Source organism: Paracoccus sp. R12_2 (genome assembly GCF_017744015.1).
Taxonomy (GTDB): Bacteria; Pseudomonadota; Alphaproteobacteria; order Rhodobacterales; family Rhodobacteraceae; genus Paracoccus.
Genome location: NZ_JAGHRA010000001.1, coordinates 477,868 through 498,445, shown reverse-complemented (window position 1 = coordinate 498,445; position 20,578 = coordinate 477,868). Strand labels below are relative to the sequence as shown.

Below are 20,578 nucleotides of genomic sequence, written 5' to 3'. Positions count from 1 at the left end.
ACGCGGCCGATGGCCCGCGGTTTCATTCGCGATGATTGCACGGTCCGGTGGGTGGCGGCATGTCGCGCCTGGCGGCATATTCACGGACCAGCGACACACGATGGGGACGAAAACTGTCACCGGTCGGGCGCAGCGCGCGAATGCGATTCACGTGGAATACCCGGAAATCCATGCGCAGCCTGCAATGGGCCAACAACATCAGCGTGTGCTGGGAATAGGACAGGCCAAGCGGCCAGATCACGCGGCGGCTTGGCGCATCCTTCAGGTCGGTATAATCGATGTCCAGCGCGGCCTCGTTCCAGCAGGCATCCCGGATCACGGCAAGATCGACGCGCGGCGGATCACGGTCAGGTCCGGTGTCAAAGCTACGCATGATCGCGTGCAGCGCCTGTCGCGACTGGCGCTCTGGCAGTGTCGCGATGATCCGGGCCAGCGCGGCATGGGCCGCATCGGTCAGTTCCGCATCGCCGATCCGTCCAAGCGCATCCACCGCCAGCCGCAGCGCCTCGATCTCAAGCCGCGAGAAGCTTTGCGGAGGCAGCGCCGGGTCTTCCGTCAGGGTATATCCCAACCCTGCCTCTCCATCTATCAGCGCCCCGCCCGCGCGCAGCGTGGCGATATCGCGATACAGCTGGCGCTGCGACACGCCTGTTTCGTCTGCCAAACGGGCGGCTGTCACCGGCGCGGGCAGGCGGCGGAACACATCCATCAGGCGCATCAGACGGTCGGTGCGGGACATGCTGTCTCTTTCTGTCAGCAGGAGCGGGATAATTCTTGGTCATTCAAAGCCAAGGAGGCAAGACATGCTGACATTCTATCATTCGTCCAACAGCCGCTCGACCAGCATCGCGCAATTGATCGAGGAGCTGGGCGTTTCCGACCAGATCAAAACGATCGAGGTCACCATTCCGCGCCAGGACGGGACCGGTGCACACGATCCGCGGAATCCGCACCCCGAAGGCAAGGTCCCTTACCTGACCGATGGCGAGGATTTCGTTCGCGAACGTGGCGCCATCATCCTGTACCTGACCGATCGCTTTCCAAAATCAGGGCTTGGCCGTTCCGTGGGCGATCCGCAACGCGGTCGCTACCTGTCCTGGCTGAGCTGGTATCAAGGCATGCTGGAGCCGGTCGCGATCCTTCGTTGGGCCAGCGTTGAACATCCGGCCATCCATGCGTCGCTGCGCGACTACGACACCGCGATCCAGCGCCTCGATGAAGTTCTGGTCGCGCAACCCTATCTTCTGGGCGATCGCTACAGCGCGGCGGATCTGCTTTGCGCCAGCCCGTTCGCCTGGTTCGGCGATCAGATGCCCATAACACCCGCGCTGCGCGACTGGGTGGCGCGCTGTCAGGATCGTCCGGCGCTGCGTCGCATGCACGACGACGCCATCGCTGGCTGAACCCTCACGCCGGAGGCGGGCGTTTGACCCGAGGCTGTCGCGACAGCTGCACCGCAAGGATGCCCGCCATGATGATCGCGACGCCCAGAATGTCGCCAAGGCTCAGCTTCTCGCCCAGAAACAGCGCGGCGATCGAAACACCGAAAAACGGACTGAGAAAATGAAAGGTCGCCGCACGCACCGCCCCGATACGGCCGACCAACTGGAACCAGACCCAGGTGGCAAGCAGCCCCGGCACGACCACCGTATAGGCGAAGGCCGACACAAGGCGCGGCGTCAAGGTGACCTGCCAATCCTCGAACACGGGTGCAATCACTGCCAGCGACGCGGCACCGACCAGCATTTGCAGCCCGACAACCATCATCACATTGCCACTGCCGCTGGCGCCCCTTACCGTCAGGGTTGCGACCGCCAGGGCCAGCGCCGCCAGAAATCCCATCGCGACGCCAACGGGATCGCTGCCGCCCTGCAGCCGTGCACCCATGATGATGACGACGCCGATCAGGCCCAGCACCAGCCCGCCGATACCCATCGGCGGCAGTCTTTCCCCCAGCACCGCCCAGCCGATCGCCGCCACCATCAGCGGCATCGTCGCGGCGATGATCGAGGCCAGCCCGGCTTCGATCCATTGCATCGCGACCCAGTTCAGGCCCAGATACAGCGCGTTCTGACACAGCCCCAGAATAACCACGGCGCGCCACTGATTGCGGGTCAGCCGCCGCCACGTCTCGCCCATGGCCAGGGCAATTCCGACGCCGATCACGCCGGACAGTGCAAAGCGCAGCGACAGCGCCATCAGGGGCGGCGTCTCGGTGACGATCATTCGGGTCGTGGTAAAGGCCGAAGCCCACATCAGCGCAAAGCTAAAGCCCATGAAGATTGCACGAATATCCATCGGCCAAGCCCTTCTGCAGATCATGCAATGATGGGGTAGCAGAGCCCGCGAGCCGCGGAAAGACCCGGCGGCAAACGGCTTTCACGAAAATCAAAAGGGGCCGCACCCGATGGTACGACCCCTTCATACGGTTCGTGGTGTCGGATCAGCTGTTGACGCTGTCCTTCAGGGCCTTGGCGACAGTGACCTTGACCTGCTTGTCGGCCGGCTTGGTCATCATTTCCTGGGTCTGCGGGTTGCGCACCTGACGCTCGGGGCGGGCGCGGCAGGCGATCTTGCCGATGCCGGGCAGCGTGACGGCGCCGCCGTTCGCGACTTCGCGGGTCACAACCGAAGCGATAGCGTCAAGGGCAGCCGATGCCGACTTCTTGTCCGAGCCCATCTCTTCGGCCAGCGTGGCGACCAGTTGGGTCTTGGTCATCGGTTTTGCGGAAGGCGTAGCCATAGTCTCTGTCTCCTCTTGCCCTGCTCTTTTATGGGCCCATCAATTGCGCCTTTTGCGGCATATCGCCTGCTACACACGGTTTTGACCGGCAGATCAAGCATTTTTCGCGAATCGCGCGAATTGCCGCGATTCGGCGCGCACTTGACGTGGCGTCAAAGAAAGGCTGTTTCGCTGAACGACCGCAATTTGCGCGAATGGATCCGTTCCAGCGGCATTTCGCGCAATTTCTCCATCGCCCTGATGCCGATCAGCAGATGGTTGGCGACCTGTGTCCGGTAGAAATCCGTGGCCATGCCGGGCAGCTTCAGTTCGCCGTGCAAGGGCTTATCGCTGACGCACAGCAATGTGCCATAGGGGACCCGGAAACGGAACCCGTTCGCCGCGATGGTCGCGCTTTCCATGTCCAGCGCAACGGCACGCGACAGCGACAGCCGATGCACCGGTCCGGACTGGTCGCGCAACTCCCAGTTGCGGTTGTCGATCGTGGCGACGGTCCCGGTCCGCATGATCCGCTTCAACTCATAGCCTTCCAGCTGGGTGACCTCGGCCACGGCCTCCTGCAGCGCGACCTGCACTTCGGCAAGGGCCGGGATCGGGACCCAGACCGGCAGATCGTCGTCCAGGACGTGGTCTTCGCGCAGATAGGCATGCGCCAGCACGAAATCGCCAAGGCTTTGCGAATTCCGCAGCCCCGCGCAGTGGCCGACCATCAGCCAAGCATGCGGACGCAGCACCGCGATATGATCGGTCGCGGTCTTCGCATTGGACGGCCCCACGCCGATATTGACCAGCGTGATACCCTGCCCGGCCTCGCGTTTCAGGTGATATGCGGGCATCTGCGGCATCTTCGGCAGCGGCGTCAGCGGATCCTCGGCGCCTGTGATCTGCTGATTCCCGGGCGCGACGAAGCCGGTATAGCCCAAGGCGGGATCGGCCAGCGCACGGCGGGCGAATGCCTCGAACTCGTCCACATAGAACTGGTAGTTGGTGAACAGCACGAAGTTCTGGAAATGCTCAGCGGCGGTCGCGGTATAGTGTTGCAGCCGCGCCAGGGAATAATCGACCCGCTGCGCGGTAAAGGCCGCAAGGTGCTGCGCACCGTCGGACAGCGGCGCGGCCACGCCGTTGACGATGTCGTCATTCATGGTGTTCAGATCGGGCACGTCGAACACGTCACGCAGGGAAAAATCCAGAACGCCTTCCTGCGGCACCGCCAAATCGCTTTGCGCGGCGACCGCGAAATGCACCGGCATCGGCGTCTCGCTGGGACCGACGGTCACCGGCACGCCGTGATTGCGGATCAGCAGGCCGATCTGTTCGGTCAAGTAATTCTCGAACAGGTCGGGACGCGTGATCGTCGCCGCATAGCTGCCCGGTGCGACGACATGGCCAAAAGACAGACGCGAATCAACCTGTGGGTGGCTAGCCACCGTCAGGCGCAATTCCGGGTAATAGGCGCGATAGCGGGCGCGCGGTTGTTCGCCGTCGATCAGCCGGGTGAAATGCGCCAGCAGAAAATCGGTCGACTCGGCATAAAGCTGCTGCAACCGGGCGACGGCTTCGCGCGCGTCGGTGAACTGTTCGCGCGCCGAAGATTCGGGCGTCTCGACCGGCAGGAACCGGGAATCCATATCCATTCTATCGTCATCCTTCTGATGGCGCGAATCCTGCCAGTGCGACGGCCCGCAGGCAAGCATCTGGTGCCCGACGATCAGTCCCGTTACGTTGCCGTCATGAACATGCTGATCCTGGGTCACGGCTATTCCGCGGGGTTCTTGACACCGCTTCTGATCGCGCAGGGCTGGACCGTCACCGGCACCACGCGCAGCGATGCCGCACGGGTCGCTGCTGCGGGTGCCACGCCGATCGTCTGGCCGGGTCAGGACGACGCCGTGCGCGCCGCCATTGCACGCGCCGACGCGATCCTGATCTCGGCCGCGCCGGGCGAGAACGGCGATCCCGTTCTGGCCGCCTTCGCGGATGATCTGGCCCGCGCCACGCCGCAATGGCTGGGCTATCTTTCCACGACCGGGGTCTATGGCGACGCGGGCGGTGACTGGGTCGACGAGGCGACACCCCCCGCGCCGTCCACATCACGTGGCCGCGCCCGCGTCGCAGCCGAGGCAGCGTGGCAGGATCTGGCCCGTGCCCACGATCTTCCGCTGCACATCTTCCGGCTGGCCGGCATCTACGGCCCGGGTCGCGGTCCCTTCGCCAAGCTGCGCAACGGAACGGCGCAGCGCGTCATCAAACCCGGACAAGTCTTTTCGCGCATTCATGCCGAGGATATCGCACAGGTGCTGCTGGCCTCGATCAAGGCGCCGAATCCAGGGGCGATCTATAATCTTTGTGACGATCAGCCCGCGCCGCCGCAGGACATCATCGCCTGCGCGGCCGAGATGATGGGGGTGCCCGTCCCGCCAGCGGTTGATTTCGACAAGGCCGATCTTGGCCCGATGGCGCGGTCCTTCTATGCCGACAGCAAACGGGTGCGGAACGACAGGATCAAGCGTGAACTGGGGATCACGCTGCGCTATCCCGATTATCGAAGCGCGTTGCAGGCCATCCTGAGCGCCGAGCGCGCCGGATCGTGACTGCACCACAGCCCGCATCCGTCATGATCGCGGCGGGGCAGGGTCGGTGCCGTCAGGTCGCATGGACTTTGACGGCACGGCGTGCTTGATCTTCGGTCATGGAAACCGATGTCGATGTTCTGATCGCAGGCGGCGGGTTGAACGGCCCGACCCTGGCCCTGGCCCTGGCCAGTGCCGGGCTGCGCGTTGCGGTGGTCGATCCGCGCCCCGCAGATGCGCGGACCAGTGAAGAATTCGACGGGCGTGCCTATGCGCTGGCCATCGCGTCGCAGCGCCTGCTGAAGGCGCTGGGATTGTGGGACGATCTGGCCCCGCACAGCCAGCCGATCCTTGAGGTCAAGGCGGCGCAAGGCCAGCCCGGAGACGGCGCAGCCCCGTTCTTCCTGCATTTCGACAGTGCCGAGATCGAGGAAGGTCCCGTCGGACACATGCTTGAAGACCGGTTCCTGTATCGTGCGCTTTTGACGGCGATGACAGGCCGCGTCACCCATTTGTCCGGCGTCTCGGTCACCGGACAGCAATCCGGGCCTGCCACCGTGACGGCAATGCTGTCCGACGGGCGGCGGATGACCGCGCGCCTTCTGGTCGGCGCGGACGGGCGCGGATCCGGCGTCGCGACGCGGGCCGGAATCGCGCGGCGCGGCTGGGGCTACGGCCAGACCGCACTGGTCGCGGCCATTGACCACGACCTGCCGCATCATGGCATCGCCCAGCAATATTTCATGCCGACCGGCCCGCTGGCAATTCTGCCTCTGCCGGGGAATCGCAGCAGCGTCGTCTGGTCGGAAACCGATGACAACGCCAGGGCGATCGCCGCCCTGCCCGACGGCGCCTTTCTTGACGTCCTGCGCCCGCGCTTCGGCGACTATCTGGGCGGGATCGGGCTTGCCGGGCAGCGCTTCTCGTATCCGCTCAGCCTGTCGCTGGCCGAGACCTATGTCGCGCCACGAATCGCCCTGGTTGGCGATGCCGCCCATGGCGTACATCCGATTGCCGGCCAGGGCCTGAATCTTGGGTTGCGCGATGTCGCTGCACTGGCCGAAACGCTGGTCGAGGCAGCGCGCCGGGGCGAGGATATCGGCGCGCATCCGGTTCTGGAACGATATCAGGGCTGGCGTCGCTTCGACGCGACCACGCTGGCGCTGGGAATGGACGCGGTGAACAATCTGTTCGGCAACGACAATCCGCTGCTGCGCGCGGCGCGCGGTCTGGGCATGGGCGCGGTGACTGCCGTGCCCGCGCTACGGCGCGGTTTCATGCGTCAGGCGGCCGGGCTGGCGGTGGATCCGATGCCAAGGCTGCTTGCCGGCCGGGCTTTGTGACGGCAACCCAAAGCTGATCTTAGTCAAGTCCAGGGTCACAAGGGTTGATCTTGGGGCTTTTGATCGTCACGTTCCCGGTGCAGCGCAAGCGGGCAGGCATGCCGTCTTGAAGGCGCGCAGATCGACCGAAAGCACCTGAACCGGGTGCGATCCGGATCACCGGCTGAAGCAGCCCCGTTCCGATCCGGCGAGGTCAATCCCGTCCGTGCGACCCCGCGCAGCGTGGGACCGTTTCCGGTCCGCACATGAAAATCGCATTCCAAGGAGGAATACCGTCATGAACGTCATGCACCACGAGACACAGTTCGCGGCGCAGGACATCTATCCTACCCGCCTGCCCGATCAGGAAAAAAGCACGCCGCGCGTGGATCCTGTGATCTGGTCCGACTGGTCCGAAACCGCCCCGATCAGCCGCGATGAGGCGCGAAGCTATGAAGACAAGGGCTATCTGATCCGGCGGGATCTGTTCAGCCCGGATGAAGTCCGCAAGCTGATCGACGCCTCGGCCGAGATCCGTGCCGATGCCTCGGCCATCAGGACCGAGGATCTGGTCACCGAACCGGGCACGGATGCCGTCCGCACCGTCTTTCGGCTGGACGACCACAGCGACGTGTTCGCACGTCTGGCCCGCGATGCGCGGCTGGCGGACACCGCGCGCTTCCTGCTGGGGGACGAGGTCTATCTGCATCAAAGCCGCCTGAACTATAAACCCGGCTTCACGGGGAAAGAATTCTATTGGCATTCGGATTTCGAAACATGGCACGCCGAAGACGGCATGCCCCGGATGCGCGCCGTGTCGGCCTCGGTCCTGCTGACCGACAATTCCGCGCTGAACGGTCCGCTGATGCTGATCCCCGGTTCGCACCGGCACTTCATCGCCTGCAAGGGCGAGACGCCCGAAGACAACCACAAGTCCAGCCTGAAGAAGCAGGAAATCGGTGTGCCATCGTCGGCGATCCTGGAACGCCTTGCCGAGGAAAGCGGCCTTGACGCCGCGACCGGACCCGCAGGCACGGTGATCTTTTTCGAGTGCAACACCCTGCACGCATCGAACGGCAACGTGACCCCGTTCCCGCGCTCGAACGCGTTCTTCGTCTATAATGCGGTTTCGAACGCGGTTCAGGCGCCGTTCGCCGCGCCGAAACCGCGTCCGGCCTTCCTGTCGCATCGCGGCAAGGTCCGTGCTCTGGACGTGCGGCGCGACCGGCTGGCCTGAAACATCATGGCGGCGCCCGATGGGCGCCGCTTTCCACCAAGGACGGCAGCGACCTAGGCCTGCTGCGGGTCCAACGTGACCGACCACAATTCCTGATCGGCGCGATCCATCAGCCGCACGGTCATCTGTTCCGTCGCGCCGTCGATATCGACCAGCCCGAAGAACTGCATCCCGGCCGAAGGCGGCAGGTTCACCTGTCCGTCGGCAGGGGCCGTCACGAACTTGACCTCGGGTCCGAAGGTCATGTCCAGATCGTTCGGGCCGAACGTCCCGGCATGCAGCGGCCCGGACACGAATTCCCAGAACGGATCGAATTCCTGAAAGCTTGCACGGTCGGGATGGTATTCATGCGCGGCGGTGTAATGCACATCGGCGGTCAGCCAGACCGTGTTGCGAATGGCCTCGTCGCGGATGAAGCGTAGAAGTTGCGCGAATTCCAGTTCGCGACCCTTGGGCGCCGCGTTGTCGCCATTCGCGACCGCCTCGACGAATTTCTGGTCTTCGGACACCTTGTCCCAGACGCACAGGCCGATCGGCATGTCACAGGCGATGACCTTCCAGGTGGCGTTCGAGGATTTCAGCGCGGATTTCAGCCAATCCATCTGCGCCTTGCCCAGAACCTGCGACTGGGCCGTGACCTCATCTTCCATGCCCTCGCTATTGGCGCCGCGATAACTGCGCAGATCGAGGAAGAAGATATCCAGCAGCGGACCATACGCGATCTTGCGATAGACGCGGCCGGGTTCCGAAGGAGAATAGCTGATCGGCGTCATTTCGTGGAAGGCACGCTGCGCGCGGGCGGTCAGCAGCGCCACGGATTTTTCCGTATAGCGATCGTCGCCGGTCAGGTCCTTGCCGGGTGACCAGTTATTGACCACCTCGTGGTCATCCCACTGGAACAGGGTCGGAACCATGGCCGACATGGCCTGCGCGTGCCGGTCCATCTGGTTGTATTTCCAGCGGCCGCGGAATTCGTCCAGCGTTTCGGCGACCTTGCGCACCTCATCGGTCAGCACCGTGTTGCGCCAGATGCCGCCCTCGATCTCGACCTCATCCTTCATCGGGCCGTCGGCATAGATCGTGTCGCCCGAATGGATGAAGAAGTCCGGCTGATGCGCGGCCATCGTCGCATAGGTCCGCATCCCCTCGTCATCGATCCCCCAGCCCTGCCCGGCAGTGTCGCCCGACCAGACGAAACGGATGTCGCGGCGGGTGGTCGGCGCGGCGCGGAACCGGCCCACGACCGGTTCGCTGCGGGCGTTGCTGTCGGACAGATCGGTGGCGGTCATGCGATAGAAAACGGTCTGATCGCCCTCGATCCCCTCCAGCATCGCCTTGACGGCGTAGTCACTTTCGGGAAGCGCATTCAGCGCGGCGACCTGACGGGCATTCTGGAAGCTTTCATTCGTGGCGACCTCGACCGCGATCCGGGCCGGGCGGTCGGCGCGGGTCCAGACCATCCCGCCCTGCGCTGTGATATCGCCCGACTGCACACCATGGGTAAAGACCGGTCGCGACGACGCCCGGCTGATCGCCGGCATGGCCAGGATCGAGGTCGTGGCCAGCCCGGACATCAGCAGGCTGCGGCGAGTCATGCGGGGACGGATGAGGGTCATGCGTCTGGCTCCTGTCGGCTGGATTCTGGCAGCAGGAATAGGCATGAAACGTGACCGGGTGGCGTCAGCAACGCGGCAGTTTCGTGACCATCGCGCGCCGGCCGCCATGGCCGTGGGTGTGCGTGATCCGCCAAAGCCCCGGATCAGCCGGAACCCTCACACCCGCGAGAGCGTTCGCGCCCGGTGCCATCCGCCAGACGTGATGTGCACTGCGAAACGAAAAGGATATGATCGGCGCCATGAACAGACGCAAATTCGCCCTCGCGCCCGCCGCCGCCTTCGTTCTCAGCCTCGGGCTGGCCTTTCCGGCCATGGCCGAAAAGATCCCGCTGAACGAAATCTCTCGCTATCTCAACAGCCTGACGACAGCGACATCCGACTTCACACAGGTGAACCCGGATGGCACGATCTCGACCGGGACCGTCTATATCCGCAGGCCCGGACGGGTGCGGTTCGAATACAACAACGACAAGACGCTGGTGGTCGCCTCGGGCGGGAACGTGACCGTGGTGGACCCCAAATCAAATGGCGGGCCGCAAAACTATCCGCTGTCCAAGACGCCGCTTTCGATCATCCTTGCGCGCAATGTCGATCTGGGCCGCGCGAACATGGTGACGGGATACACCGAGGCTAAGAATTCGACCGTGGTGACGGCGCAGGATCCCGCGCACCCGGAATACGGCAATATCCAGATGGTGTTCACCAGCCCGACCGAACTGCGCCAGTGGATCGTGACAGACGACAGCGGCCAGAAAACCACCGTCATCCTTGGCGACATGCGCAAGGGCGCCTCGATCCCCGATTCGAAGTTCGTGCTGCGATAGGCGTCACACAGCCGGGCTATTCATCAGCCCGGCTGATACGATGTATCACGACAGCACTCTTGACCTTTTCGTGACATGATCGCAACGCTGTGACGTTACGTTGCCGCACGGGATCATGTCATGTCCACCAATGCCCGCCTGTTCACGCCCGTCCTGATCGGCGGTTCGCTGATCCTGCTGATCAACTTCGCGCTGCGCGCCAGTTTCGGGGTCTTCCAGATCCCCATCGGCGAGGAATTCGGCTGGCCACGGGCGGAATTCAGCCTGGCAATCGCGATCCAGAACCTTGCCTGGGGCATCGGTCAGCCGATCTTCGGGGCGTTCGCGGAACGCTGGGGTGATCGTTGGGCGGTCATCCTGGGCGCGATCCTGTATTCCGCCGGCCTGATCCTGACGGCCTTCGCGACCACACCCGCCACGATGCAACTGCTGGAGGTGATGGTCGGGTTCGGCGTCGCGGGGACCGGCTTCGGCGTGATCCTGGCCGTGGTCGGCCGCGCCGCAAGCGACGAGAACCGCAGCCTGGCATTGGGAATCGCTACCGCCGCCGGGTCGGCGGGTCAGGTCTTCGGCGCCCCGCTGGCCGAGGTGCTGTTGGCATTCTATTCGTGGCAGGCGGTCTTCGTGATCTTCGGCGCGATCGTCCTGACGACGCTGCTGTTCCTGCCGATGCTGGGCGGCGGCAAACCCGCCACGCGGTCCGAGCTTGAAGAAAGCATGGGCAGCGTTCTGCGGCGCGCCTTTCGCGACCCGTCCTACATGATGATCTTCGTGGGATTCTTTTCCTGCGGCTATCAGCTTGGGTTCATCACCGCGCATTTCCCCGCGATGATCACCGAGATGTGCGGCCCGATCAGCCCTCTGGGCACGCTGGCCTCGATCGGGATCACCACCACTTCGGCGCTGGGGGCCATCGCCATCAGCCTGATCGGCCTTGCAAATATCGCAGGTTCGATCCTGTCGGGGTGGCTGGGCAAGCGCTATACCAAGAAATACCTGCTGGCCGGCATCTATACGCTGCGGACCATCGCATCGGCGGCGTTCATCCTGACCCCGATCACGCCCGCGACGGTGATCGTGTTTTCGCTGGTGATGGGCGCCCTGTGGCTGGCCACGGTTCCGCTGACCTCGGGGCTGGTCGCGCATATCTACGGGCTGCGCTACATGGGCACGCTTTATGGTTTCGTGTTCCTGTCGCACCAGATCGGATCGTTCCTTGGTGTCTGGCTGGGCGGGGCGCTGTATGACGCCTATGGCAACTACACGACGGTCTGGTGGGTCGGTGTCGGCGTCGGCGCATTCTCGGCCCTGATCCATCTGCCGGTCCGCGAGGAACCCAGCCGTCTGCCCGCTGCCGCCTGACCCGCCCGCCGCGACCGTCGCGCGGCCCCGGTTTGACCTTTCCGCGCGACCGCCCTAGCGTCCGCGGCGCAGGATACGGGGACCGGACATGACAGACACGACCAGACGCCATCCGCGCGAACATGCCATGGCGATCCGCTATCAACAGCGCTCGGCCGAGGTGAAGGCGCTGCAACGGCAATGCTATGCGCTGGCCACGCTGCGGCTGCGGATGGCGGTGGATGCCGCCGGCGGTCAGGGCGCGGGGCTGGCTGTCGTCAGCGACATCGACGAAACGATCCTCGACAACACGGCGATCATGGCCCACGCGATGACCCATCAGGGCGACAATGTCGAAACCTGGAAGCTTTGGGAACGCGAGGGCGACCCGCATCTGATCCCCGGTGCTGCCGATTTCTTTCACCTCGCAAACCGGCTGGGTGTGACGATCTTCTATGTCTCGGACCGTTTCGACGAAAACAAGCTGGCCACGATCGCCACGCTGTCCAGCCTTGGCTTGCCCCAGGTCAGCGCCGATCATGTCCAGCTTTTCGGCCCGCCCAAGGCCGAACGCCGCGCCGCCATCGAACGCGATCACCGCATCATCCTGCATCTTGGCGACACGCTGCATGATTTTCACGGCGCATTCGCGGGGATCGGCCTGGACGATCAGCACCGCCTGGCCGAGGAACATTCCGACCGTTTCGGCGACGACTGGATCGTGTTCCCGAACGCGGCCCACGGCACCTGGATGGAGGCCGAGATCCGGCCATGGACCGCGCCGGTCAGCGACCCGGCCTGAGTCCGATAGTCCTGACCGGCCTCAGGCGGCGACATCCATGATGTACCGCGCGGTCATCAGGTCCAGATGCGCGCCGCCGCCGTTCTTGGCCACGGTGATCTGGTCCTGCGATAGCCGCGCATAGCGCCCCGAGGCGATGTCATAGAAATCCGCGACGATGTCGGCTTCGGCGATGACGCCATGATCCAGAGGTATCTGGATCTCTCCGATATGTCCGATGGTGGTCTTGCGGCTGTCCACGAAGATCCGGGCGCGGCGCAGAACCTCGTCATCGACCTCGCGCATGTCCGGCCGATAGGCGCCGATCAGGTCAAGATGCGTGCCGGGTTTCAGCCAGCCGCCATGAATCACGGGTTCGCTGGCCATCGTCGTCGTCGCGATCAGATCCGCCTGACCGACCGCGCCGCGCAGATCGTCGGTTGCGCTGGCCCTCATTCGGTCTGCCAGATCGGACGCGGCACTGGCGGTCCGGTTCCAGATCGTCACCTCGATCCCGGGAAACGCCGCGCGATAGGCCGATATCATCGAGGCGGCCACCTTGCCGGCCCCGACGACCAACGCCCGTTGCGGATTTTCCGGCGCCAGAAGCCGCGCCGACAGAAGGCTGTCCCCAGCCGTCTTCCATCTGGTCACCAGGTGAAAGTCGATGATCGCCTGCAACTGGCCGGTGGAATCGTCGAACAGGTTGACCGCGCCGTTCACCATCGGCAGATCCCGGTCCGGATTTCCGGGAAACACCGTCGCCGGCTTGACCGCCAGACCAAGCCCGTCAATCCATGCCGAACGCGTCAGCAGCGTGTCCTTGCCTCGATACAGGAAGCTGTCGGCAATCTCGGCCTGCGGCAGCCGATGTCCTTCGGCCAGCGCATCGGTCAGCGCCATCCAATCCAGCTGTGATTCGATCTCGGCTCCGATCAGGCGGGGGGGCATGGTGGCTCCTTGGATTGCTGATCGGGTCAGACTAGGGACGGCAAACCCTCGCCGCAAGCCACGCGGGGAACCCGCGGCCATGCTGGTCGCAAATGCCGGCTGGAACCCTGAGGACCGGGGCAATAGGCTGTTGTCTGGTCAGGCTGCAAGGCCCGACCAGGGCAGAAAAGGCCGGATTGGGGACGCGATGCAGATATTGCTGGTAGGGGCCGGTCTTTCCGGCGCGGTAATCGGGCGCAAACTGGCCGAGGCGGGACATTGCTGCCGGATCATCGACTCGCGCAGCCATATCGGCGGCAACTGCCACACCGAACGCGACGCGGATACGGGCGTCATGATGCATGTCTATGGCCCGCATATCTTCCACACCGACGATGAAGAGGTCTGGAACTATGTCAACGGCTTCACCGAGTTCCTGCCGTTCCAGAACCGGGTCAAGTCCACGACGCAGGGCGCCGTCTATTCGCTGCCGATCAACCTGCTGACCATCAACCAGTTCTTCGGCAAGACGATGCGTCCCGACGAGGCCCGCGATTTCATCGCGGCACAGGCCGACCTGACCATCGAGGAGCCGCAGAATTTCGAGGAACAGGCGCTGCGTTTCGTCGGCCGCGACCTGTATGAGGCGTTCTTCAAGGGCTATACTGAAAAGCAATGGGGCTGCGCGCCGACCGAGTTGCCGGCCTCGATCCTCAAGCGCCTGCCGGTGCGCTTCAACTACGACGACAACTACTTCTTTCATCGGTTTCAGGGCATGCCCAAGGACGGATACACGCCGATGATCGCGGCGATCCTGGACCATCCGAATATCACGGTCCAGCTGGACACCCCCTATACCCCCGACATGGCCGCGACGGTCGATCACGTTTTCTGGTCGGGTCCGCTGGACGGGTTCTTCGGCTATGATCTGGGCCGGCTGGGGTATCGCACGCTGGATTTCGAACGCTTCACCCATGACGGCGACTATCAGGGCTGCGCGGTGATGAATTACGGCGACCGCGATGTGCCATGGACCCGGATCACCGAGCACAAGCATTTCAGCCCGTGGGAGACCCATGACGGCAGCGTGTGCTATCGCGAATACAGCCGGGCGGCGGGGCCCGAGGACATTCCCTATTATCCGATCCGGCTGGTCAAGGAAAAGGCGCTGCTGGCGGACTACATCGACCGCGCAAAGGCCACCGAAGGCGTCACCTTCGTCGGTCGGCTGGGAACCTATCGCTATCTCGACATGGACGTAACCATCCGAGAGGCCATGGATACCGCAGACGCGTTCCTGAATTGCGCACGGCGCGGCACCGTGCCGCCCGCCTTCGTCACCTCGCCGGACTAGCCGGGCAGGGTCATTCCAGATGGCTCGCGATGGAACGGGCCAGCGCGAAGGCCCGCTGTTCCAGGATCACCGGCGTCTCGCAGACATAGGTCAGCGATTGCTGGCGTTCGGTGAAGATGCGCTGATCCCAGTCCAGCGCCTCTTCTTCGGCGTCGATGGCATCGAAGTCTGGATCCTCCGACTGTTCCATGCGGGCCATCTCGGCGCGCCGATCCTCGATCATCTTCGACAGATCCACCTGTCTGCGGCCATAGCGGGCAATGCCGTCGATCAGCGCACTACGGTCGGGTTCGATCCGGTCGAAGATCGCCTGCATCAGCGCGGTCAGGCGCGCATTGTCGGCATCGCCGGCAAATTCGGCGATGATCTTGTCGGCCTCTTCCAGCGGCAGTCGCCGCTGTTCCAGACGGTCCGCCAGCGCGGCGATCTGCGGATCCTGGGCAAGTTCGGCGGTCTGCGCATCCGGCACCGGACCTGCCCACATCTGCCCCAGCGACAGATGTGGCTGCTTGCGCTGGATGCAGGGCCAGGTCGGGTCGGTGCCGCTGGCCGACAGCGCCGGGCCGGCCGCCATCATCAGGATCAGCACGAGTACAGGTTTCATCCTCCCCCCTTTCTGCGGGCCCACAGCCCCTTGGCCGGATCATACATGAACACCGCCGCCCCGAAGAACCCCGCCAAACATCCTAGAACCACCGCCAGCGACAGCCAGTTCACCTGCGCGTACAGCGCGAAGCGGATCAGTTCGACGGCATGGGTAAAGGGATTCATCGCGCAGATGTCGTGCAACAGGGTCGAGCTTTCTCGCATCCGCCACAGCGGATACAGCGCCGACGACGCGAAGAACATCGGGAAGATCACGAAGTTCATGACCCCGGCGAAATTTTCCAGCTGCCGGATCGCCGAGGACAGGAACAACCCCATAGCACCCAGCATCAGCCCGGCCAGGATCAGGGCGGGCAGCACCGTCAGATAGCCGATCGCCGGAGGCCTGATACCCCAGAACCAGGCGATGGCCAGGAAGGTGAAGACCTGAATGATCGACACCACGACACCCGCCACCAGTTTCGACGCCAGCAGGAACCAGCGCGGAAACGGGCTGACCAGCAGCGTCCGCATGGCGCCGGTTTCGCGGTCATAGACCATCGACAACGATGACTGCATCCCGTTGAAAAGCTGGATCATCGCGACAAGGCCCGGCGTGACATACACCTCGTAGAGGACATAGGTCTGATAGGGCGGCGTGATCGACAGGCCCAGCACGGCGCGAAAGCCGGCCGCGAAGATGAACAGCCAGACCAGAGGCCGGACCAGCGCAGCAAGAAACCGGCCACGCTGATTGACGAAGCGCAGGGTTTCGCGACGGGCAATGCCGAGAAAGGCGGTGATCCATGCGCGGGGCGGAAAGGGGATATCGCTCATGCCGGCTCAACCCCGGTCAAATCCAGGAATGCCTGGGTCAGTCCCTTGCCTCTGGCGATCTCGGACGCGCGATCACGGCGCAAGACCTGCCCTTCGTGCAGGATCACCAGATCGTCGTCGGGCTGGATTTCATCCATGATATGAGTGGCCCACAATGCCGAAACGCCGTTCTCGGCGATCAGCCTGCGGGTCAGCGCCAGAACCTCGGCGCGGGATTTCACGTCCAGTCCCACTGTGGCCTCGTCCAGCAGCAGGATGTCGGGACGGTGGATCAGGGCGCGGGCGATCTCGGCCCGGCGCTGCTGGCCACCGGACAGCGCGCTGATCCTGTCACCGGCCTTTTCCGACAGCCCGACTTGGCCCAGCACCTCGGCGATCCGGTCTGACGCGGCATGCCGACCGATCCCATGCAGGCTGGCATGGTAGGCAAGGTTCTGGCGCACCGTCAGATCCGCGTCCATCGCCCGGCTCTGGAACACCACCCCCAACCGCGCCAGCGCCTGCGACGGCTTGCGGCGCAGATCGTACCCCGCCACGCGGATCGCGCCGGAACTGTTGTCATATAGCCGCGTGACAAGCGAAAACAGCGTTGTCTTGCCAGCGCCGTTCACGCCCAGCAGAGCGGTGAATCGGCCCGGCGGCACATTCAGCGTCACATTCTTCAGCGCCTGAACGCGGCCGAAGCTGTGGCTGACATCGTCGATGGCAAGCGCATCTGTTGTCATCCGGACGGCAAGGCCCTGCGGCCTCGCCTTTTCCCCCAATTCAATTTCAACATGGCTGGCGCTTCTGTCTGCGCGGCCGATCCGGGTCCGGATCGACGCGAAGATCGGCGTCCGCCGGCCGGTGGATGGCCCATCCGCTACTGGATGTTGAACACCGCCTGCAGCGTATCTCCGGACGATCCCGGCACCGACAGGGTATAGCGTCCCGGCACGATTGCAATGAAGCTCATGGTGGCGGTGCCCGCGTCGTCGAATTCAAGGCTGTGCACACCTACGGGCCGCACCTCGATATCGTTGATGACGATCTCGTTGACCCAGACGGCCCGGAAGAAATCTCCGCCGGACAAGGCCAGTTCCTGGCTGCCGTCGGCATTGATGTCGATGCGGTAATAGCCGCCCGATTTCAGCGTGTATTCGCCGCCCGAGACCGGCTGCCCCGCAGCCAGCGTCAACGGAGCCAGATCGCTGCGGTTGTCGCGGTCCAGAAGACCCGCGAAACCGTAATCGAACTTGCCCTTGGCGTCATATGCGCCCGCACTGTCGCCCCCGGCGTCCTCCTCATCATCATCGTCGTCGTCATCTTCTTCCCCGGCCATCGCCTCGTCTGCGGCAGCCTCGGTCGCGGCATCATCGCCGGTGCCGCTGTCCTGTGCGAAGACGGGCGAGGACAGTCCGGTGGTCAGCATCAGTATCGCCAGCAGGCGTGTCAGATCATTGGTCATGTCGTTCCTCCTTATTGGTATGTCAGTCCGGTGCGACCACAACGCCCCAGGGCTGCTGGCCGACGGGGATGGATTTCACCACCTCTTCTTCGGCCACGTCGATGACCGAGACATCGTTGGAATTGCCGTTGGTCGTGAACAGGTATCTTTCGTCCGGTGTGAACGCCATCTGCCAGACCCGCTGCCCGACCAGCAGATAGTCCTTTACCTCGTCGGTCTCGCCGTCGATCACGGCCACCCGGTTCGCGGGTCCAAGCGCCACGAACACCTTCTTGCCGTCATTGGTCACGCGCACCCCGACCGGCTGGATCGCCTCGGGCAGAACGCCGGGGATCTCGAATTCGATCTTGTGGGCGATCTGCTGGGTCGATGGATCGATCACGCTGACCGTGCCGCCGATTTCCGAACTGACATACAGCTTGCTGCCGTCGTGATTGTATTCGGCAAATCGCGGACGGCTGTCCACCAGGACGTTGGCGACGATCTCGAAGCTGTCGCTGTCGATGAAATGCGCCATGTTGGTCGTTTCCGAGGTGTTGATCACCACTTGGCCATCGGGGCTGACGCCCATGCCTTCGGGTTCGACGCCCACCGGAATTTCGGCCAGCACCTCGTGGGTCTTGGTATCCACCACGGTCACAAGATTGTCGTCCTCGTTCGCGACGTAAAGCGGGTTGCCCGAGGGGTGCAGGACAAACAGTTCCGGGTCCGGCCCCGAGGGCAGGGTGTGCATCTCTTCCATGGTTTCGGGGTCGAACACGCGCACGAGGTTGTCATCGGACGCGCAGACATACAGCTCGGAACCGTCGGGACTGATGGTGATGCCGCGCGGGCGGTTGCCGACGGGATAGGTGCCGATCACTTCCAGCGTCTCGCTGTCCAGAACGGTCACGTCGTTGCCTTTTTCATTGCTGACGAAGACACGGTTGGCCAGCGCAGGTGCGGCGGCAAGGCAAAGGGTCAGGGTAAGCAGATGTTTCATGTCGCCTCTCGGAACTTGCATTCGGTTTCAGGGCGGTCGATCCCCAGCGTATCCAGTTGACTTGTCTGGTGCAGGAACTGCTCTTGCGGGCTGACCGATGCGGTCAGCTTGCCGGTGGTCAGCAGAATCGGCTGGCGAACCTGATGATCCCAGTCGCGCAGCGTCAGTTTCTGCCCCTTGAACCCGGCCACTTCGAACTGTTCGGACAACATGAATTCGCGCAGCGTCTGCGGATCGGCGGACTGGGTGCGTGTCGCCACCTCTCCGATCATGCGCAGCGCCAGCCATGTCTGATAGTCGGGTTCGCGGATCGGACGGTTGGCCAGTTCCTCGAAGCGGTTCTGGAACTGCGAGGCGCCCCAGGCTTCCATCGCCGGATGCCAGCTGCGCGGGACCAGCCCGGCAGATCCGGTCACCGGGCGGGGATCCCAGACCTGATACGGCAGGTAAGACGCGAATACATCTGCTTCGTCGGCGGCGACGACCACGTCGTGGTCCTCGGCCCGCTGGGTGAAGACGGGCATCTGCTTCTGGACCTGAACATGGCCCGAATCCGTGCGCCGGGCGCCGCCGGTATCTTCATAGATCCTATCCTCGACGATCCTGGCGCCGAATTTCGTGGCCGCGCGGCGATAGGCGTCGGCCAGCGCGGTGTCCGCAGGATGGCTGCCTTCGATCAGGAACCAGCGCGGCCAGTTCTTCCACATCAGGAACTGCGCCAGCGCGTCGGCCAGCATCGCGTTGCTGGGCGCCACGTGGATCGTGTTGAAGCGGCAATCCGTGCCGCGCAGATTATCGCCGCGCGCCATCGCGTTCAGGATCATCGCCCGGTCGCCGGCCCGGTCTGCCAGGGCCAGCGTTGTCGCATCGTCCGCCAGCACAACGACGAACTGGATCCCGTCCTCGATCAGCCGGTCCAGTTCGGCCCCTGCGCTGACCGGATCGGTGGCGATCTCTTCGGCCTCGAAGTCCTGGTTCATGAACCGGCCGGTGGTGTCGTTGTCCTCGATCGCCAGCCGCGCGCCCGCGAAGGCCAGATCCACGGGCGGCAGATCCAGCCGCGAGATCGGCGGCAGGCCGGGATCATCCACCCGTAGCACGGCAGCCCGGATCACCGCCATTTCGGGCTGCTGCTGCGCGGCGGCCGGAACGGCGCACAGCCAGACACCAGCCAAAAGTACTATGATTCTCTTGAACATTTTCTCGCTCCCCGACAATCATGTTGAGTGTGCGACAGCCCTTGGGCAACCCGGTTATTGTTCCCGGCGTGACCGGGAAAGTTTGGTTCAGTCTTTGGTCTTATGGACGCCCCGGCGATGACCGGGGCATGGTTTGATGAAAGGCGCGGAACCCGGCTTCGGCGGGGTCATCCGCCTGAATCGACCAGACTGAAGCCGGAAGGAAAACGGGACGATGAAACGCAAACTGCTTGCCGTGATTGTGGGAACCGCCTTGGCGCTGGCCGGTGCGGCCCAGGCCCATGGTCCATCGCGCCAGAAGGTCGAGATGACGCAAGTCCTGGATGCGACGCCCGACGAGGTATGGCAGGCGATCGGCAAGTTCGACGACATGAGTTGGCATCCCGCCGTCGCCTCGACCGAGATGACGCCAGAGGGTGCGGCAGCCGACATCTCCGACGAATCCACCCGCATCCTGCATCTGAAAGCCGAATCCGGCGATCCGACCATCACGGAACAGCTGATCGGCTGGAGCCCGGAAAAGCGGATGTACAAATACATGATCACCGATGTCGCGGTCGAGGTTCTACCGGTGACGAACTATTCCTCGACCCTTCAGGTCAAGGACAAGGACGGCAATGCCGAGGTGGTCTGGAAGGCCGGATTCTATCGCGGCTTTCCCAACAACGACCCGCCGGCAGAACTGAACGACGAGGCCGCGATCGCGGCGGTCACCGGCGTGTATCAGGCGGGAATGGATGCGCTTGCGGAAAGATTCGGCAAGGCCGAGTGACAGCGTGCCGGTTCGCGCGACCCTTGTCGCAGCCC

At 63.8% G+C, this 20,578-nt stretch carries 21 protein-coding genes; 9 read left to right on the top strand and 12 right to left on the bottom strand.

Features of this window, described 5'->3' with window-relative positions; all coding sequences use genetic code 11:
- Positions 1-22: 22 nt before the first annotated feature.
- Positions 23-739 carry a YafY family protein gene (locus tag J7359_RS02350; protein ID WP_209054903.1) on the bottom strand — a complete coding sequence of 239 codons (717 nt, stop codon included), beginning with the start codon at positions 737-739 and terminating at the stop codon, positions 23-25.
- 64 nt (positions 740-803) lie between these two features.
- Here J7359_RS02350 and J7359_RS02345 point away from each other — a divergent pair, with 64 nt between their 5' ends.
- Complete coding sequence (locus J7359_RS02345) at positions 804-1,403, top strand: glutathione S-transferase family protein (protein ID WP_209054902.1); 600 nt, start codon at positions 804-806, stop codon at positions 1,401-1,403.
- A 4-nt stretch (positions 1,404-1,407) separates the two neighbouring features.
- Here J7359_RS02345 and J7359_RS02340 read toward each other — a convergent pair whose 3' ends face one another.
- The 3 genes from J7359_RS02340 to J7359_RS02330 form a co-directional block, all read right to left on the bottom strand.
- A complete protein-coding gene (locus J7359_RS02340) occupies positions 1,408-2,298 on the bottom strand; it encodes a DMT family transporter (RefSeq protein WP_209054901.1) in 891 nt (296 codons plus the stop codon).
- 145 nt (positions 2,299-2,443) lie between these two features.
- Positions 2,444-2,743 carry an HU family DNA-binding protein gene (locus J7359_RS02335; RefSeq protein WP_209054900.1) on the bottom strand — a complete coding sequence of 100 codons (300 nt, stop codon included), beginning with the start codon at positions 2,741-2,743 and terminating at the stop codon, positions 2,444-2,446.
- Positions 2,744-2,895: 152 nt separating this feature from the next.
- Positions 2,896-4,380 (bottom strand): AMP nucleosidase, encoded by a 1,485-nt coding sequence (locus J7359_RS02330; RefSeq protein ID WP_209054899.1) that lies wholly within the window; start codon positions 4,378-4,380, stop codon positions 2,896-2,898.
- Positions 4,381-4,476: 96 nt separating this feature from the next.
- Here J7359_RS02330 and J7359_RS02325 point away from each other — a divergent pair, with 96 nt between their 5' ends.
- The 3 genes from J7359_RS02325 to thpD all read left to right on the top strand — a co-directional run bounded on the left by J7359_RS02325 (position 4,477) and on the right by thpD (position 7,875).
- The gene (locus J7359_RS02325; protein ID WP_209054898.1) at positions 4,477-5,337 is read left to right on the top strand and encodes an SDR family oxidoreductase; all 861 of its coding nucleotides are present in this window, start codon (positions 4,477-4,479) and stop codon (positions 5,335-5,337) included.
- Between the two features lie 98 nt (positions 5,338-5,435).
- Positions 5,436-6,659 (top strand): FAD-dependent monooxygenase, encoded by a 1,224-nt coding sequence (locus J7359_RS02320; protein ID WP_209054897.1) that lies wholly within the window; start codon positions 5,436-5,438, stop codon positions 6,657-6,659.
- Between the two features lie 277 nt (positions 6,660-6,936).
- Positions 6,937-7,875: an ectoine hydroxylase gene (gene thpD / locus J7359_RS02315; protein ID WP_209054896.1), complete on the top strand. Its 939-nt coding sequence runs from the start codon at positions 6,937-6,939 to the stop codon at positions 7,873-7,875.
- 53 nt (positions 7,876-7,928) lie between these two features.
- Here thpD and J7359_RS02310 read toward each other — a convergent pair whose 3' ends face one another.
- The gene (locus J7359_RS02310) at positions 7,929-9,491 is read right to left on the bottom strand and encodes an alkaline phosphatase D family protein (RefSeq protein ID WP_209054895.1); all 1,563 of its coding nucleotides are present in this window, start codon (positions 9,489-9,491) and stop codon (positions 7,929-7,931) included.
- Between the two features lie 239 nt (positions 9,492-9,730).
- On the opposite strand from J7359_RS02310, the gene J7359_RS02305 reads away from it, so the two are divergent.
- From J7359_RS02305 to J7359_RS02295, 3 genes are all read left to right on the top strand, one after another.
- The gene (locus tag J7359_RS02305; protein ID WP_209054894.1) at positions 9,731-10,315 is read left to right on the top strand and encodes an outer membrane lipoprotein carrier protein LolA; all 585 of its coding nucleotides are present in this window, start codon (positions 9,731-9,733) and stop codon (positions 10,313-10,315) included.
- A gap of 120 nt (positions 10,316-10,435) precedes the next feature.
- Complete coding sequence (locus J7359_RS02300; RefSeq protein ID WP_209054893.1) at positions 10,436-11,677, top strand: MFS transporter; 1,242 nt, start codon at positions 10,436-10,438, stop codon at positions 11,675-11,677.
- Positions 11,678-11,765: 88 nt separating this feature from the next.
- On the top strand, positions 11,766-12,458 hold the full coding sequence (locus tag J7359_RS02295; protein ID WP_209054892.1) for an HAD family acid phosphatase: 693 nt from the start codon (positions 11,766-11,768) through the stop codon (positions 12,456-12,458).
- Positions 12,459-12,479: 21 nt separating this feature from the next.
- Here J7359_RS02295 and J7359_RS02290 read toward each other — a convergent pair whose 3' ends face one another.
- On the bottom strand, positions 12,480-13,388 hold the full coding sequence (locus tag J7359_RS02290; protein WP_209054891.1) for an ornithine cyclodeaminase: 909 nt from the start codon (positions 13,386-13,388) through the stop codon (positions 12,480-12,482).
- Between the two features lie 187 nt (positions 13,389-13,575).
- On the opposite strand from J7359_RS02290, the gene glf reads away from it, so the two are divergent.
- A complete protein-coding gene (gene glf, locus J7359_RS02285; RefSeq protein WP_209054890.1) occupies positions 13,576-14,721 on the top strand; it encodes a UDP-galactopyranose mutase in 1,146 nt (381 codons plus the stop codon).
- Positions 14,722-14,731: 10 nt separating this feature from the next.
- Here the strand turns inward: glf and J7359_RS02280 are convergent, their stop codons facing one another.
- The 6 genes from J7359_RS02280 to J7359_RS02255 form a co-directional block, all read right to left on the bottom strand.
- Entirely contained in the window at positions 14,732-15,325 is a 594-nt protein-coding gene (locus J7359_RS02280) for a hypothetical protein (protein ID WP_209054889.1), read from the bottom strand.
- The gene (locus J7359_RS02275) at positions 15,322-16,143 is read right to left on the bottom strand and encodes an ABC transporter permease (protein WP_209054888.1); all 822 of its coding nucleotides are present in this window, start codon (positions 16,141-16,143) and stop codon (positions 15,322-15,324) included. Before J7359_RS02275 ends, J7359_RS02280 begins: the two co-directional genes overlap by 4 nt.
- On the bottom strand, positions 16,140-16,868 hold the full coding sequence (locus J7359_RS02270) for an ABC transporter ATP-binding protein (protein WP_209054887.1): 729 nt from the start codon (positions 16,866-16,868) through the stop codon (positions 16,140-16,142). The genes J7359_RS02275 and J7359_RS02270 overlap by 4 nt, the downstream gene beginning before the upstream one ends.
- 137 nt (positions 16,869-17,005) lie before the next feature.
- Positions 17,006-17,590, bottom strand: coding sequence for a hypothetical protein (locus J7359_RS02265; RefSeq protein WP_247740111.1), 585 nt, complete (start codon positions 17,588-17,590; stop codon positions 17,006-17,008).
- Positions 17,591-17,612: 22 nt separating this feature from the next.
- On the bottom strand, positions 17,613-18,572 hold the full coding sequence (locus J7359_RS02260) for a YVTN family beta-propeller repeat protein (RefSeq protein WP_209054886.1): 960 nt from the start codon (positions 18,570-18,572) through the stop codon (positions 17,613-17,615).
- A complete protein-coding gene (locus J7359_RS02255; RefSeq protein WP_348524323.1) occupies positions 18,569-19,693 on the bottom strand; it encodes an ABC transporter substrate-binding protein in 1,125 nt (374 codons plus the stop codon). The genes J7359_RS02260 and J7359_RS02255 overlap by 4 nt, the downstream gene beginning before the upstream one ends.
- Positions 19,694-19,985: 292 nt before the next feature.
- On the opposite strand from J7359_RS02255, the gene J7359_RS02250 reads away from it, so the two are divergent.
- A complete protein-coding gene (locus J7359_RS02250; RefSeq protein ID WP_209054884.1) occupies positions 19,986-20,543 on the top strand; it encodes an SRPBCC family protein in 558 nt (185 codons plus the stop codon).
- Positions 20,544-20,578 lie beyond the last annotated feature (35 nt).

Excerpts from the sequence above, each read along its gene's own strand:
- J7359_RS02350 (WP_209054903.1), bottom strand. The coding sequence starts at position 739 with ATGTCCCGCACCGACCGTCTGATGCGCCTGATGGATGTGTTCCGCCGC.
- J7359_RS02345 (WP_209054902.1), top strand. The coding sequence starts at position 804 with ATGCTGACATTCTATCATTCGTCCAACAGCCGCTCGACCAGCATCGCG.
- J7359_RS02340 (WP_209054901.1), bottom strand. The coding sequence starts at position 2,298 with ATGGATATTCGTGCAATCTTCATGGGCTTTAGCTTTGCGCTGATGTGG.
- J7359_RS02335 (WP_209054900.1), bottom strand. The coding sequence starts at position 2,743 with ATGGCTACGCCTTCCGCAAAACCGATGACCAAGACCCAACTGGTCGCC.
- J7359_RS02330 (WP_209054899.1), bottom strand. The coding sequence starts at position 4,380 with ATGGATATGGATTCCCGGTTCCTGCCGGTCGAGACGCCCGAATCTTCG.
- J7359_RS02325 (WP_209054898.1), top strand. The coding sequence starts at position 4,477 with ATGAACATGCTGATCCTGGGTCACGGCTATTCCGCGGGGTTCTTGACA.
- J7359_RS02320 (WP_209054897.1), top strand. The coding sequence starts at position 5,436 with ATGGAAACCGATGTCGATGTTCTGATCGCAGGCGGCGGGTTGAACGGC.
- thpD (WP_209054896.1), top strand. The coding sequence starts at position 6,937 with ATGAACGTCATGCACCACGAGACACAGTTCGCGGCGCAGGACATCTAT.
- J7359_RS02310 (WP_209054895.1), bottom strand. The coding sequence starts at position 9,491 with ATGACCCTCATCCGTCCCCGCATGACTCGCCGCAGCCTGCTGATGTCC.
- J7359_RS02305 (WP_209054894.1), top strand. The coding sequence starts at position 9,731 with ATGAACAGACGCAAATTCGCCCTCGCGCCCGCCGCCGCCTTCGTTCTC.
- J7359_RS02300 (WP_209054893.1), top strand. The coding sequence starts at position 10,436 with ATGTCCACCAATGCCCGCCTGTTCACGCCCGTCCTGATCGGCGGTTCG.
- J7359_RS02295 (WP_209054892.1), top strand. The coding sequence starts at position 11,766 with ATGACAGACACGACCAGACGCCATCCGCGCGAACATGCCATGGCGATC.
- J7359_RS02290 (WP_209054891.1), bottom strand. The coding sequence starts at position 13,388 with ATGCCCCCCCGCCTGATCGGAGCCGAGATCGAATCACAGCTGGATTGG.
- glf (WP_209054890.1), top strand. The coding sequence starts at position 13,576 with ATGCAGATATTGCTGGTAGGGGCCGGTCTTTCCGGCGCGGTAATCGGG.
- J7359_RS02280 (WP_209054889.1), bottom strand. The coding sequence starts at position 15,325 with ATGAAACCTGTACTCGTGCTGATCCTGATGATGGCGGCCGGCCCGGCG.
- J7359_RS02275 (WP_209054888.1), bottom strand. The coding sequence starts at position 16,143 with ATGAGCGATATCCCCTTTCCGCCCCGCGCATGGATCACCGCCTTTCTC.
- J7359_RS02270 (WP_209054887.1), bottom strand. The coding sequence starts at position 16,868 with ATGACAACAGATGCGCTTGCCATCGACGATGTCAGCCACAGCTTCGGC.
- J7359_RS02265 (WP_247740111.1), bottom strand. The coding sequence starts at position 17,590 with ATGACCAATGATCTGACACGCCTGCTGGCGATACTGATGCTGACCACC.
- J7359_RS02260 (WP_209054886.1), bottom strand. The coding sequence starts at position 18,572 with ATGAAACATCTGCTTACCCTGACCCTTTGCCTTGCCGCCGCACCTGCG.
- J7359_RS02255 (WP_348524323.1), bottom strand. The coding sequence starts at position 19,693 with ATGGCGGTGATCCGGGCTGCCGTGCTACGGGTGGATGATCCCGGCCTG.
- J7359_RS02250 (WP_209054884.1), top strand. The coding sequence starts at position 19,986 with ATGAAACGCAAACTGCTTGCCGTGATTGTGGGAACCGCCTTGGCGCTG.